Annotated in this window: 15 protein-coding genes; 2 read left to right on the top strand and 13 right to left on the bottom strand. The window is 56.1% G+C overall.

The window, feature by feature from the left end:
- Positions 1-11: 11 nt before the first annotated feature.
- From tolQ to NH398_RS02805, 7 genes are all read right to left on the bottom strand, one after another.
- Positions 12-707, bottom strand: coding sequence for a protein TolQ (gene tolQ / locus NH398_RS02835; RefSeq protein ID WP_159342214.1), 696 nt, complete (start codon positions 705-707; stop codon positions 12-14).
- A gap of 11 nt (positions 708-718) precedes the next feature.
- A complete protein-coding gene (gene ybgC, locus NH398_RS02830) occupies positions 719-1,135 on the bottom strand; it encodes a tol-pal system-associated acyl-CoA thioesterase (RefSeq protein ID WP_159342215.1) in 417 nt (138 codons plus the stop codon).
- Complete coding sequence (gene ruvB / locus NH398_RS02825) at positions 1,132-2,169, bottom strand: Holliday junction branch migration DNA helicase RuvB (protein ID WP_159342216.1); 1,038 nt, start codon at positions 2,167-2,169, stop codon at positions 1,132-1,134. The genes ybgC and ruvB overlap by 4 nt, the downstream gene beginning before the upstream one ends.
- Before the next feature lie 51 nt (positions 2,170-2,220).
- Positions 2,221-2,829 (bottom strand): Holliday junction branch migration protein RuvA, encoded by a 609-nt coding sequence (gene ruvA / locus NH398_RS02820; protein ID WP_159342217.1) that lies wholly within the window; start codon positions 2,827-2,829, stop codon positions 2,221-2,223.
- A 68-nt stretch (positions 2,830-2,897) separates the two neighbouring features.
- Positions 2,898-3,449, bottom strand: coding sequence for a crossover junction endodeoxyribonuclease RuvC (gene ruvC, locus NH398_RS02815; RefSeq protein WP_253016354.1), 552 nt, complete (start codon positions 3,447-3,449; stop codon positions 2,898-2,900).
- 82 nt (positions 3,450-3,531) lie between these two features.
- Positions 3,532-5,313, bottom strand: coding sequence for an aspartate--tRNA ligase (gene aspS, locus NH398_RS02810; RefSeq protein WP_253016352.1), 1,782 nt, complete (start codon positions 5,311-5,313; stop codon positions 3,532-3,534).
- Between the two features lie 63 nt (positions 5,314-5,376).
- Positions 5,377-5,652, bottom strand: coding sequence for a zinc ribbon domain-containing protein (locus NH398_RS02805; RefSeq protein WP_159342220.1), 276 nt, complete (start codon positions 5,650-5,652; stop codon positions 5,377-5,379).
- Positions 5,653-5,852: 200 nt separating this feature from the next.
- Here NH398_RS02805 and NH398_RS02800 point away from each other — a divergent pair, with 200 nt between their 5' ends.
- On the top strand, positions 5,853-6,803 hold the full coding sequence (locus NH398_RS02800; protein WP_253016350.1) for a D-2-hydroxyacid dehydrogenase: 951 nt from the start codon (positions 5,853-5,855) through the stop codon (positions 6,801-6,803).
- 29 nt (positions 6,804-6,832) lie between these two features.
- Here the strand turns inward: NH398_RS02800 and NH398_RS02795 are convergent, their stop codons facing one another.
- Together NH398_RS02795 and NH398_RS02790 are read right to left on the bottom strand one after the other, a co-directional pair.
- The gene (locus NH398_RS02795) at positions 6,833-7,108 is read right to left on the bottom strand and encodes an acylphosphatase (RefSeq protein WP_159342221.1); all 276 of its coding nucleotides are present in this window, start codon (positions 7,106-7,108) and stop codon (positions 6,833-6,835) included.
- 17 nt (positions 7,109-7,125) lie between these two features.
- Entirely contained in the window at positions 7,126-8,025 is a 900-nt protein-coding gene (locus NH398_RS02790; RefSeq protein WP_253016348.1) for a YihY/virulence factor BrkB family protein, read from the bottom strand.
- A gap of 175 nt (positions 8,026-8,200) precedes the next feature.
- On the opposite strand from NH398_RS02790, the gene NH398_RS02785 reads away from it, so the two are divergent.
- The gene (locus tag NH398_RS02785; RefSeq protein ID WP_253016346.1) at positions 8,201-9,295 is read left to right on the top strand and encodes a bifunctional nicotinamide-nucleotide adenylyltransferase/Nudix hydroxylase; all 1,095 of its coding nucleotides are present in this window, start codon (positions 8,201-8,203) and stop codon (positions 9,293-9,295) included.
- 8 nt (positions 9,296-9,303) lie between these two features.
- Here the strand turns inward: NH398_RS02785 and NH398_RS02780 are convergent, their stop codons facing one another.
- From NH398_RS02780 to nei, 4 genes are all read right to left on the bottom strand, one after another.
- Positions 9,304-10,221 carry a LysR substrate-binding domain-containing protein gene (locus NH398_RS02780; protein ID WP_159342224.1) on the bottom strand — a complete coding sequence of 306 codons (918 nt, stop codon included), beginning with the start codon at positions 10,219-10,221 and terminating at the stop codon, positions 9,304-9,306.
- A gap of 56 nt (positions 10,222-10,277) precedes the next feature.
- Positions 10,278-11,696, bottom strand: a complete 1,419-nt coding sequence (gene cls, locus NH398_RS02775; RefSeq protein ID WP_253016344.1) for a cardiolipin synthase — start codon at positions 11,694-11,696, stop codon at positions 10,278-10,280.
- A gap of 106 nt (positions 11,697-11,802) precedes the next feature.
- Positions 11,803-13,308: a fumarate hydratase gene (locus tag NH398_RS02770; RefSeq protein ID WP_253016342.1), complete on the bottom strand. Its 1,506-nt coding sequence runs from the start codon at positions 13,306-13,308 to the stop codon at positions 11,803-11,805.
- A gap of 176 nt (positions 13,309-13,484) precedes the next feature.
- On the bottom strand, positions 13,485-14,315 hold the full coding sequence (nei, locus tag NH398_RS02765) for an endonuclease VIII (RefSeq protein ID WP_253016340.1): 831 nt from the start codon (positions 14,313-14,315) through the stop codon (positions 13,485-13,487).
- Between the last annotated feature and the right edge of the window lie 2 nt (positions 14,316-14,317).

Genomic DNA, 14,317 nt, shown 5'->3' with positions numbered 1-14,317 from the left:
GGCAGACTCCCTTAACCGGCGCTAGGTTTGCCGTCACGCCCTTGCAGATTACGATGCAAAATCGCGTGAAACTCTTCAGCAAAGTCTTCGTATTTGCCCAACAGGCGGGATGCGTTATTGGATAAGCGGTTATAAAAAATAACGGCGGGAATCGCAGCGAAGAGCCCCATGGCGGTCGCAATCAGTGCCTCGGCAATCCAGGGGGCTACCGTGGCCAGCGTCGCCTGCTGCGTCATAGAAAGTGACTGGAACGATCCCATGATGCCCCAAACCGTGCCAAATAAGCCGATGTAGGGGCTGGCTGAGGCGACCGTTGCCAAAAATACGAGATGCTGGGTCAAACGATCCTCTTCGCGCGACCATGCCACGCGCATGCTGCGTTGAACGCCTTCCAGCACCGTATCTGCGCTGCGGGTCTTGGGCATGAGCCGATTGAATTCACGAAAACCTGCCTGAAAAATATGCTCTGCGCCGTGCCGTGGATCGTCCGCCGGAATTTCGCGATATAGTTCGTTCAGATCGACGCCCGACCAAAACGACTCTTCGAACTGGTTGTACTCTTGCTTGGCTCGGCGAAGCGCAATGCTGCGCTGAAAGATCACCACCCATGAGAGGATCGACCCCACCACTAGCAGCAACATGACCAGCTGGACGACCGTGCTGGCACTCATTATTAAGTGGGGAATGGACATGGTGTTATCGTTCACAGTTGCCCTCTTCAATCAATTGATGTCGTTATCGACGAAGGTGTGGTGTTAAGCGATGATGGCCACGCTTTCGGACGCAGAGTGGCTGCGTTTAGGCAGGCTATCTCGACTGTTGCGGAACACAAGAGTTCCTCGTCACGGCGCACTTGCTGCTCGAACGTCATGCGACAGCGCCCTTGTTGCGTAATTTTTGCCGTCACCGTGAGCGCCTCATCCAGCCGAGCGGGTTTGGCGTAGTGACAGGCCATGCGGTATACCACTAGCTGTGTACCTTCGTCTAGCAGCGTTTGCTGATCAAGCCCTAAATCACGTAACCATTCGCTGCGCGCCCGTTCCATAAACTTCAGGTAGTTAACGTAGTAGACAATTCCTCCCGCGTCAGTATCTTCCATATAAACCCGGACGGGGAGGCGAAACTCGTCGTTCATGGCCGACGCTCTCCTTCGACATCGATCGATTGTTCGTGGGGCGTCCGGTCGAAGTGTAGCCAAGCTTGACGGGTGACCACGCGCCCCCTGGGGGTACGCATCATTAGGCCTTGCTGAATCAAGTAGGGTTCGATGACGTCTTCGATGGTATCTCGCTCTTCGCCAATGGCAGCGGAGAGAGAGTCGACCCCTACCGGCCCGCCATCGAATTTATCGATCATGGCCAGCAGTAAGCGGCGGTCCATGTGATCCAGTCCGTGATGATCGACATTCAGCATGTTGAGCGCGGCATCGGCCAACGAGACATCGACCACGCCGTTCCCTTTGATCTCGGCGTAGTCACGCACCCTGCGCAGCAGACGATTGGCAATACGAGGCGTTCCACGAGAGCGCCGGGCGACTTCGATGGCTCCTTCACGGCTGGTTTCCACGCCAAGCAAGCGGGCGGAACGCGCGACGATTTCCGTCAGCTCTTCGAGGTTGTAAAATTCGAGGCGCTGCACGATGCCAAAGCGATCACGCAGCGGCGACGTAAGCAACCCCGCCCTTGTCGTGGCCCCTACCAGAGTAAAACGAGGAAGATCCAGCTTGATGGAGCGTGCCGCTGGCCCCTCACCGATCATGATATCGAGCTGAAAATCCTCCATCGCTGGATACAGCACTTCTTCCACCACTGGAGAGAGGCGGTGGATTTCATCGATGAACAGCACATCGCCGGGTTCAAGGTTCGTGAGCATCGCAGCAAGGTCACCAGCGCGCTCCAGCACCGGGCCGGATGTCGATTTCAACCCGACGCCCATTTCGGTGGCGATGATATTCGCCAGCGTCGTTTTACCTAAACCTGGCGGGCCGAACACTAGCGTGTGGTCCAGGCTCTCTTCGCGGAGCCGCGCCGCGCCAATGAAAATCTCTAGCTGCTCGCGAACCCGCGGTTGCCCAATATAGTCTTTGAGGTGTTTGGGACGAATCGCATGGTCGATGCGTACTTCGCCCTGTTCTGGCTCAGCGGCAATTAATCGGTCGTGTTCTAACATAGTGGCTCTTTTAAAGTGCTTGCCAATGCAGACTCATGATGTCCCCACAGATCAACCGGACATTCGCTTGGTCAATGCGGCTTTGATGAGCGCTTCGGTGCTCTGATTCGGATCAACATCAGCGAGCATTTTGGCCGCTTCGGTCAGCTTATACCCCAGGCTGACGAGGGCGGCCTCTGCGTCTGCCAACTGGTCTCTGGGCGGGGCGTGCCCACTCGTGGCTTCCATCGCCAACGGCGCGTCGCCGCCCTGCTCCCATTCGGGGAAACGATCACGCATTTCGATAATCAAGCGTTCCGCCGTTTTTTTGCCCACCCCCGGAAGCTTGGTCAGCGCTTTGCTGTCATCGTCTCGCACACAGCGCATGAAGGCGTCTTCATCCATGCCGGACAGAATCGCCAAGGCGAGCTTCGGACCAACACCGTTGACTTTGATCAACGCGCGAAACAGCGCCCGCTCATGGTCTCGCCCAAAGCCATAGAGCAGGTGTGCATCGTCCCGGATGGTGAGATGGGTATAAAGCGTTACTTGCTCGCCAGGGGCAGGTAGCGCCACGAACGTGTTCATCGACGCTTCGAGTTCGTAGCCCACTCCGTGAACGTCCACCACCATCCACGGCGGCTGTTTTTCCAGCAATAGGCCCGTTAACCGTCCAATCATGTGATGCCTCCCAGCCAATCAAAACAGCCGCCACTATAAAGCCACTCTGTACAGATGACCAGTAAGGCCTAGAGCCGCCAGCGTCCCGTGGAACGCCGTTTGCTGCGTGATGGGGTTGCCGCGACAAGCGCGCTCCCTGCGAAGGCGTGTGTGAGCGCAATGGCCAATGCATCAGCGGCATCCGCCTGGGGCGTTGCCGACAGGCCAAGCAGCGTCGTGACCATGTGCTGTACCTGGCTTTTATCGGCACCTCCCTGCCCGGTCACCGCTTGTTTAATCTGTCGTGCCGCGTATTCGGCAATACTCAGCCCATGGTTCGCCAGACAGACCAACGCCGCCCCGCGCGCTTGACCGAGTTTTAGCGCAGAATCTGCATTCTGCGCCATGAACACGCGCTCGACGGCAACGGCATCCGGCCGGTGCAGTCCGACCACCTCGCTAATGCCTGCGTAAATTTGTGCAAGACGCTGCTCCAACGCACCCTCCGCCGTGCGAATACAGCCACTGGCCACGTAGCGTGGCTTTATTCCCACCAAGTCAATCACCCCATACCCTGTGATACGTGATCCCGGGTCGATCCCCAAAATCCTGATCGTAGTGGGCGGCTGTCTCTCATCCATGGACGCTTCTCTTGGTAATGCCTCAAACAAAAACACCGACGCTAGGCGTCGGTGTTTGACTCGTCAAAGCGTCACAGCGGTCTTATTCGCCCGCCGTATCTGCCTTGGCTTTTTGACGTAAACGGATGTTCAGCTCTTTTAGCTGATCGGCACTGACCTCACCCGGTGCATCAGTCATCAAGCAAGCCGCACTTTGCGTTTTCGGGAATGCAATGACTTCACGAATGGTTTTTGCACCCGCCATGAGCATGACCAAGCGGTCCAAACCAAAGGCAAGGCCACCGTGGGGCGGCGCGCCGTACTGCAGCGCATCCAGCAAGAAGCCGAACTTCTCTTGCGCTTCTTCTTGGCCAATGCCCAAAATTTCGAACACGGTGCTTTGCATAGTTTGATCGTGAATACGAATAGAACCACCGCCAAGCTCCGTGCCGTTGAGCACCATGTCGTAAGCGCGGGAGAGCGCTTTGGCCGGGTCGGCCTTCAACTCTTCCGGCGAACAAGACGGTGCCGTGAACGGGTGGTGGAGCGGGCTTAGGCGCCCATTGTCATCGGCTTCGAACATGGGGAAGTCAACGACCCACAATGGCGCCCAGGCTTGGGTGTAGAGGTCGAGATCGGCCCCCAGCTTGACGCGTAATGCGCCAATGGCTTCGTTGACGATACGCGCTTTGTCGGCACCAAAGAAGATGATGTCGCCATCCTCGGCACCCACACGGTCCAACAGCTCTTCGACAACGTTCTCCATGAACTTGACGATCGGCGACTGTAGACCATCCAACCCTTTGGCACGCTCGTTGACTTTGATCCAAGCCAGGCCTTTCGCGCCGTAGATGCCTACGAACTTGGTGTATTCGTCGATCTCTTTACGGGAGAGCTTGGCACCGCCCGGCACTTTGAGCGCCGCCACACGACCGTCGTCTGCGCTGGCAGGACCGGAGAAGACCTTGAAATCCACCTGCTGCATGAGGTCATCGACATCCGTCAGCTCCAGCGGAATACGCAGGTCGGGCTTGTCGGAGCCGAAGCGATCCATGGCTTCTTGCCAGGTCATGCGGGGGAACTCAGGAAGTTCGACGCTCAACACTTCTTGGAACAACTGACGAATCATGGCTTCGGTAATGCCCATGATGTCATTCTCTTCCACGAAAGAGGCTTCGATATCGATCTGTGTGAACTCAGGCTGACGGTCAGCGCGCAGGTCCTCGTCACGGAAGCACTTGGCGATTTGGTAGTAGCGGTCAAAACCCGCCACCATCAACAGCTGCTTGAACAGCTGGGGAGACTGCGGCAGTGCAAAGAAACTGCCCGCATGGGTGCGGCTAGGTACCAAGTAGTCCCGTGCGCCTTCGGGTGTGGCGCGAGTCAGTACCGGCGTTTCGATGTCCAGGAAACCCTGGTTTTCCAGGTAGGCACGAACGCTGTGCGAAATGCGTGAGCGCAGACGCAGTTTCTCGATCATGTCGGGCCGACGCAAATCGATATAGCGATGCTTCAAACGCACTTCTTCACCGACTTTGCCATGCTCATCCAGTTGGAAAGGCGGCGTTGCGGCGGTATTGAGCACCTCGACTTCTTTTGCCAGCACTTCGATCATGCCGGTAGGCATGTTGGGGTTTTGCGTGCCTTCGGGGCGCAGCCGAACACGGCCAGTAATACGCAGAACATACTCGCTGCGTGCACGGTCGGCATTAGCAAACGCCTCGGCGGTATCGGGGTCTACGACGAACTGGGCGATACCATCACGGTCGCGCATGTCGAGAAAGATAACCCCACCGTGGTCACGGCGGCGGTGAACCCAGCCGCAAACGGTGACCGTTTGATCCACCAATGTTTCGTTAAGCTGGCCGCAATAATGGCTGCGCATGTCACATCCTGTTCTGTTTCGTGGCAATTAAGTTGTCTTGGGCCATGGCCCTGACAGCCGCGGCTACGCCGCGGCGCCTTTGTTCGTTGACGTACTGCTGGTATCGCTTTTCGCACTACCGGCAGCTTGTCCATCGGCAGCAAGGTTCTTTTTGCTGCCTGTTTTGAAATCAGTTTCGTACCAACCGCCACCCGCTAAGCGGAACCCGGCTGCAGAGACCAAGCGCTCCAGATCATCTTGCTGACATGCAGGGCAGCTTTTTAACGGATCTGCGCTAATTTTCTGAAGTTTTTCCATGCGATGGCCGCAGGCCTTGCACTCGTACTCATAGATGGGCATGTTGATGGCTCCTGAAAAAGCTCAACTCCAACAGGTTTCGTCTTGTCAGTATCGTGGTTAACCCAACGTTACCAGGCTGACAATATGTGGCCTGTCAGGATAAATTCCAAGACTGCGGTCGATAGAGCGCTCATTATACCCTTTTGTGCCCCCTGCCGAGCAAGGCCAAGCGGCTTTCGGCAGTTAATGGAGAGAATAATATGTCCCAAGCGGTCATACTGGATGCCCAAAGCCTTGGCCCCGATATCGATTTGACGGCGATTCGCAATGCCGTCACGCACTTAGAGATCCATCAACAAAGCACCACGGCGCAGGCCTGTGAACGTTTGGCCAAGGCCGATATCGCCATCGTCAATAAGGTAAAGCTCGACGCCGAAACGCTCGCCCAGCTACCCTCGTTGCGACTCATCTGTGTGCTGGCTACTGGGCTGAACAACATCGATTTAGAGGCCGCCAAAGCGCATGGCATCGTCGTCAAGAACGTCTCGGCTTACGGCACGGCCAGCGTCTCGCAACATACGCTCATGCTCATGCTGTCACTGGCCAACCGCCTACCCCGCTACCAAGCGGACATTGCCGATGGAAAATGGCAGAACAGCGACTTTTTCTGCTTGCAGGATCATCCCACGCTGCAGCTGTCCGGCAAGCAACTGGTGATGGTGGGCCAAGGGGAGCTGGGGTCTGAAGTGGCGCGTCTAGCCGAAGCCTTTGGCATGCAGGTCACGTTTGCCGCCCGCCCAGGCAACGAGCAGAACGATCAGCGCCCATCCTTGGACGAACTGCTACCTACCGCCGACGTCATCAGCCTTCACTGTCCGCTGAACGAAGCAACGAAACACCTTCTCGACAAAGCGCGTCTCGCAAAGGCCAAATCGTCGCTCTTGATCGTCAACTGTGCCCGTGGCGGGATCATCGACGAAGTGGCGGCGTTGGAAGCTCTGCGCAACGGAGACATTGGCGGGCTCGCAGTCGATGTACTGCCTGCCGAGCCACCAAGAGATGGACACCCGCTACTGGATGCCCTGGCGAACGCAGAACCCCTCAATCTCATCGTGACGCCGCACAACGCATGGATAACCCCCGAAGCACGTCAAAATATCGTCGCTTTAACCGCTGACAACATTCGTGCATGGCAAACGGAAAACCATTGATTCGATGTCTAGGCACACCCGGCGTGTGCCTAGTACGTCGAAAAATGGTCAGGGGCGTGATGGTCAGCCAGCGTTTCAAGCGTAACGTGCGTAGCCTGCGCCCCTTCAGGACCTTGCCATAGCCATTGAGCAAGCTCAGATACCATCGCTGACTGTCCGCACATGAGCACTTCGACTCTGCCATCGGGCAAGTTCTTAGCGTATCCGGTAATCCCCCTCAACAGCGCTTGCTCCTGCGTGGCGCGCCGATACCACACACCCTGCACTTTCCCAGTGACGAAAGCGCGTACGCAGCATTGTGACATGGCTGACTCCTCTATCTTCAAAGCAGCTCTCGCTTGACCAGCACAGCGCTATTGCGTGGCACCAACGGGCGACCTCGTCGTAGTAATAACGAGCGCGTGAACGCTGCACCAAACAGCAGGATGAGAGAACTGTAGTAAACCCAGAGCAGAATCATGACCACGGACCCCGCAGCCCCATACGTCGAAGCCGTTGCGGTATAGGCCAGATAGATCGCGATCACGCTCCGCCCAATCGTAAACAGCACCGCCGTGACTACGGCGCCAATCAAGACATCCTGCCAGCGTAGCACGACATCCGGCAGTACTTTGAAGATCGTGGCAAATAGCAGAGCCACCATGGCCAAAGAGATCAACGACTCGGCCGTTGTCGTCAGCAGACTCGCAAAAGGGAGTAGATCGTTGGCGGCATGCAGCATCCCTCTCAACATGACACCAAGCACTAATGACACGAGCAGAATAAAGCCAATCGAAAGAACCACGGTCAAAGAGAGCAGGCGATTTTTAACGAAAATGAGTGCGCTATTGCTGTTAGGTTTAGCGGTCACTCCCCAAATCGTATTGAGTGAAAACTGCATTTGAGCAAACACGGTCGTGGCCCCGATAAGCAACGCGATAAAGCCAAGGAGCGTGGGTAACACCCCCGACTCTTCGATACGCGACTGTGCGACCGCCTCTTCAATGGCAAGCGCCGCATCCGCCCCCAAGGTACCCTGCAGCTGTGCGACGATCTGCCCCTGGGCGGCCTCTTCTCCCAACACGACACCAATGACGGTGACCGCAATGATGACGGTCGGCGCCAATGAAAACAGCGTGTAGAAGGCCAGCGAACCGGCGTAGCTGAACGCATTGCGTTCGAGCCATAGTGACGTTGCATCTTGAACCACGTTCCACCAAAACGTGAGCGTTTTTTTCATCATGATGTTTCCCTTTCACGCAGTGCACAGCGTCCTTTTGCAACGCTTATATGATGACTCATGAATAAGCATACCCAATCAAAGCGTTGAGCGCAGGCACGATAGCATTGCAGGGATGTATGACGCCCACCATAATGGCGACGCTTCGCCCACTCGTTTCAGCTTTCAAGGACACCCAATGAACTCAGATGCCGCTCGAGCTATGACGTCGTACGACTTCGATTGCCTGGTGTTCATTGGTCGTTTTCAGCCACCCCATCTGGGACATTTGGCCATTATTCGTGAGGCTCTCAAACAAGCGCGACAAGTCATCGTCATGGTCGGCTCCTCCTGGCAAGCACGCTCATTGCGCAACCCTTGGCATTTCGATGAGCGTCAGGCGATGATTCGATCAGGGTTTGACGATGTAGACAATCAGCGGCTTGAAATTACGCCCCTGTTGGATGCGCTGTATAACGACGATGTCTGGGTGAGAGATGTACAGCGAAAAGTACGCGACTTAGCCGCCCCGGCCAATGCACGGCTACCGCGTATTGGGCTGATTGGCGCAAGCCGTGGGCAATCTAGCTACTATTTATCGCTTTTCCCCCAGTGGGAATCGGTCAGCGTGCCCTTGGTCGAGGGGATTTCAGCCAGCCAAATACGAGAGCGATTATTTCGCTCCCCTGGCGCTACCGATGACTACTTGAGCACCGGTGCCTACCACGACCTGCCCCCCGGCGTCGTAAAGAGCGTTGGCGATTTTTGTAAAGGCACTGCCTACCATCGGCTTTTAGAAGAGCAGCAGCTCTTAGATCAGTATCGACAAGCATGGGCACAAGCCCCCTACCCGCCCATCTTTGTCACGGTGAACGCCGTGGTCGTCCAGTCGGGCCATGTACTACTGGTCAAGCGCACAGCAGCGCCCGGCAAGGGGTTGTTTGCTCTCCCAGGTGGGTTCATCAATCCCCATGAGCGTCTGCTAGACGCTTGTCTGAGAGAGCTGCGGGAACGACTGCGTCTGAAAGTTCCCGAGCCGGTATTGAAAGGCTCCCTGAAGGGCCAGCGCTTGTTCGATGAACCGCACCGAAGCTGGCGAGGCCGTACACTGGCCGAAGCGTTCTATTTTGCCCTGCGGCCCGATCAACAGTTGCCTCGCCTGAAACCCGTCAAGGGCGGCGACCATGCGCGCTGGGTTGCGCTGGCCGACCTAGAACCAGAAAGTTTGTTCGAAGATCACTTCTTCATTATTCAAAACTTTCTCGGACTACCGGCCGATTTCGGCTCTCTTTAGCGCTGCGCTCAGGCTTGCAAAAAGTCTCGCGGCAGTTTCATCATCTGCCTCCACAGCCTCTCTACCCCTGGTTTATGAACCAGCGAACAGCGATAAAGGCGAATTTCCAGTGGAATGTCCCAACTCTCATCGCCTGCCCGCACGAGTCTGCCCGTCTTTAGCTCCTCGCGAATGCAGAAGTCCGGAATCCACGCAACGCCCACGCCCTGCAGCACCATGCCCTTCAAACCTTCGGCCATCGCCGTTTCATAGACGGTTCTCAGCTTCATACGGAGCGGATCGTTTTTTAGCAGCATCCTTACACTGCGGCCTAGGAAGGCGCCTTGGGTGTAGGCGAGATAAGGTATCGAGCTATCACGCTGTAGAGAGAACTGTGGTTGGCCATGCTCGTCGGGTAGCGAGACCGGCAACATTTTGACTTTGCCGATGGAAAATGAAGGAAACACTTCTGCATCCAACTGCATGGTGGCGAAGGGATCGTAGTACGCCAGCATCAGGTCGCAGTTACCCTCGCGGAGTACATGAATGGCCTCGCCGACGTTCATGGCGACCAAGCGCGTCGGCAACTCCCCCAGACCTTTTTGCAGTCTAGAGATCCACGGGGGATAGAAACTCAGCGCGAGCGAGTGCGCCGCGACGATATCCAGCGCTTCATTGGCAATCGACAAACCGCGCAAGTGGCTGAGTGACTCGTTCAGTTGCTCGACTAAGTTGCGGGCAGTCACTAAAAAAAGCTGCCCTTCTGAGGTCAACCCAATAGGGGTAGTGGATCGGTCGACCAGGGTGACGCCAACGGCCTGCTCCAAGGCCCGAATACGCCGACTGAAAGCGGGCTGGGTGACATGGCGCTGGCGAGCAGAGGCAGAAAAACTTCGTGTGTTAGCAAGAGCAACGAAGTCTTCAAGCCATTTTGTTTCTAGATTCACCCATGACTCCTATTGTTTGAACGCCTGGGGTTAGGTTATTTGGCTGGGAGAGACGTTTACTGTACGGGTGCCATTAAATAAGCAGCACGGGACACGACCTTTTTCCACATAGGGCGCTGGCTGACTTCATCGAGGGTCACTCGCCGACATTGCGCAAAATCGTTTTCCAGCATGGTAGCGACGTCGCGGGCAAAGTCTGCGCTGGGAATGAAGGCCGTGATTTCAAAGTTCAGTCGAAACGATCGGTTATCCAGGTTCACTGTGCCCACCGTGGCAGACGAGTTATCAATGAGCATGACTTTTTGGTGTAAAAAACCAGGTTGATAACGGTATATTTTAACGCCTGCTTTGAGCATGTCCGGCAAAAAGGAGAACGCCGAGAGAAACACCAGCAAATGATCAGGCCGCTCAGGAATCATGACGCGTACATCGACACCGCGCATGGCGGCTAACCGCAGAGAGTCCTGCACTCCCTGATCAGGTACGAAATAAGGGCTGGTGACCCAAAAGCGCTGGTTGGCACTATGGATCAATTGCTGGACGAGCAAACCTGCGGTGTCCTGCTTATCGGCAGGTCCGGAGGGAACAATGACCACCTGCTGATTTTGCTGTGGATGGCTTTCAGCATGCCAGTTCAGCGTGATTACGTCCCCCGTAGCCCAGTGCCAATCCTCCCAAAAGGCTTCTTGCAGCCCTAAGACGCAGGGGCCTTGAACGTATAGATGGGTATCTCGCCAAGGACCATGCTTGGCACTTTTGCCAAGGTACTCATTACCGACGTTAAGGCCGCCAACCCACCCCTGCTTACCGTCCACCACCGCAATTTTGCGATGATTCCGGAAATTGAGCTGGAAGCGGTGTTTGAGTCCGCGTGACGAGCGGAACGGGGTTACTTCGACACCACGCTCACTCAGCTCGTTCAAATAGCCGTCATTGAGTTTGCGACTACCAATTTCGTCATAAAGAAAGTAGACGCGCACGCCACGCTCGACGGCCGCGATCAAATATCGATGAAGCTGCCTACCTAGCTCGTCGTCACGTACGATGAAAAACTGAATGAGCAGATAATCCTGCGCTTGCTCGATACCGGCGAACAAACTGTCGAAAGTCGCCTGTCCATCGACCAGCAGCTCGGAGCTATTGCCTTTCGTCAGCGGCATCATGGCTAACTGCTCGACGGCTTGAATATCGGTGTTCTCCGAATAGGCCACGTGAGGTTTCACGTTATGGCGATAGCGGACGAGCACCCGACGCAGCACTGAGTCTCTAGCGCCTCTAGCGGTGACGTAGCCATAAAAACGCGGCCGACCGAAGAGCCAGTACGCAGGCACTGCCGCATAAGGAAAGGTCAGCAGGGAAATGATCCAGGCTACCGCTCCTTGCGACGTTCGACTCGACATCAATGCCATCACGGCCGAGATCAATCCCAGCACGTGAATCAACATAATCCCTGTCCCTAACAACCAAGAGGTCATTCGCTATTCCTCGCCCACCCTTCGGAGTGACTTCTTATGTCTCATACACAGGAGCCCCGCTAGAACGGGGCTCCTGTCGTCATACCACGCCTATTTCACCAGCGTATCACGCTTTTTCGGCAATGATTTCTTTCCACTTGGCCGGGCCGGTTTGGTGAACCGACGTGCCTTGGCTATCGACTGCAACGGTGACAGGCATGTCTTCCACTTCGAATTCGTAGATGGCTTCCATCCCGAGATCCTCGAACCCTACGACCCGCGACTTCTTGATGGCCTGAGCAACCAGGTAAGCCGAGCCACCTACCGCCATGAGATACACGGCTTGATTATCACGAATCGCTTCAATAGCGGCTTGGCCACGCTCAGCTTTACCGACCATACCCAATAGCCCCGTCTCTTCCAACATCGTACGGGTGAACTTGTCCATGCGGGTCGCTGTCGTGGGCCCCGCCGGACCTACCACTTCGTTGCCAACCGGATCGACCGGCCCCACGTAATAAATGAATCGCCCTTTCATGTCGACCGGCAACGGCTCCCCTTTGGCGATCATATCCACCATGCGTTTGTGGGCAGCATCGCGTCCGGTCAGCAGTTTGCCGTTTAGCAACAGGGTATCGCCTGGCTGCCAGGTTTTCACCTCTTCCGGCGTGACGGTATCCAAGTTGACGCGTTTGACGTTATCACCCGTTTCTCGGGTGATTTCTGGCCAATCTTCCAGCTTCGGCGCTGGCAGGGCCACAGGGCCCGACCCATCCAGCGTAAAATGCGCGTGGCGGGTAGCAGCACAGTTAGGAATGATCGCAACGGGTTTGTTCGCTGCGTGCGTCGGATAATCTTTGACCTTGATATCCAGGACGGTGGTCAAGCCGCCCAGCCCCTGTGCGCCAATGCCGCTTTTGTTGACCTTGTCGAACAGCTCGAGACGCAGCTCTTCGGCACGGTTACTGGCACCACGGGCTTGCAGTTCCTGAATATCGATGGGATCGAGCAGTGCTTCTTTGGCAATCTCCATTGCCTTTTCAGCGGTACCGCCAATACCAATCCCCAGCATGCCCGGTGGGCACCAGCCCGCGCCCATTTTGGGGAGCTGTTCCATCACCCAATCGACCACACTATCGGAGGGGTTGAGCATGGCGAACTTCGATTTTGCTTCGCTACCGCCTCCCTTCGCTGCCACATGGATATCGACTTTATCGCCCGGCACGATTTTATGGTGGATGATGGCGGGTGTGTTGTCTTTGGTGTTCTGACGTTTGCCGTCAGGATCGGCCAGAACCGAGGCCCGCAATACGTTATCCGGCAACTGATACGCACGACGCACGCCTTCGTTGACCATGTCGTCGAGGCTCATTTCGGCGTCCCACGTGACGTTCATACCCACATGCACGAAGACCGTCACGATGCCGGTGTCTTGGCAAATCGGGCGGTGCCCCGTAGCGCACATGCGCGAATTGATCAAAATCTGCGCAATGGCGTCTTTGGCTGCCGGGTTCTCTTCCCGCTCGTAGGCCGCAGCCATGGCGTCAATGAAATCTTTGGGATGGTAGTAAGAGATGTACTGCAGAGCATCGGCAACGCTTTGAATCACGTCGTCCTGGCGAATCACGGTCATGGATTAACAGCTCCTCGGTTAACGTCTAGGCTGCAGCCTTAACGGCCGTCTAAGTGTGCGAGAAGTATACCGTATCGAGGCCCAAGGCGGCAGCCAATCCAGTGGCCTACCCGCTTGACTTGCTTAACTCTTTGGTCGGAACATGGCGTAAAACAGACAAGATAACGGTATAAACTTTATGACGAAGGAGATTGCTGACACCGAGGGCACCAATAGAGTCGGCGGGACCCTACCGTCATGCGCTCGATCACACTGCCACAGCGATGGCACGATAATCCAGCGCGCTCGAACACGCTGAACCGCCATTGGCGGCGAGGCTCACCAGAGGCAATGGCTTGTTCGATCCACGCGTCCTGGTTGGTGACGCCTGCTGTCCGGTAAGCCGTACGGGTAATATCGATGATATGGGAGGACAACACCGATAGCTGCTCACTCGTGAGGTCACTCGGACGCTGCTTGGGATGCAACTGGGAAAAGAACAGAATTTCGGAACGTAAGTAGTTTCCTAGGCCGGCAACCAGCCCTTGGTCGAGCAGCAGTGCCCCTAGACTCCTGCGCCTAAACGCCGGTAATAAAAGACGTTGCTGTACGTCGGCAGCACTGACCTGCTGGCTCAGCAAGTCAGGTCCTAAACGGGATAAAAACGGATGATGCGCCAACCTCTCCTCTTCCCACAGCGACACATCAGACGCGCTGTACAGACTGGCGGCACGCCCATCTGCTACCAAACGAACCCGTAAGGAGCGCGACGTGTTAGGAGGCTTGTCGGCGGCGTGCAGCTTCCACACGCCATAAAGCTGGTTATGGGAATAAAGCACCCGATGATCCGCAAAACGAATCAGCATGGCCTTGCCCCACGTATCCACCGCCGAGACGTTGACACCGATCAGCGAGCTGGCTTGGCTAGCAAGCTCGGGAAAGGCAAACCAGACATCCTCGAGAATTTTTCCACCAATCTGCTTTTCAATGCGATCCGCCGCTCGGCGGATCTCAGGACCTTCAGGCATCG

The organism is Halomonas sp. CnH100-B (genome assembly GCF_024124605.1).
Taxonomy (GTDB): domain Bacteria; phylum Pseudomonadota; class Gammaproteobacteria; order Pseudomonadales; family Halomonadaceae; genus Vreelandella.
The sequence above is the reverse complement of the archived record's forward strand: the minus strand, read 5'-3'. Positions and strand labels throughout refer to the sequence as shown.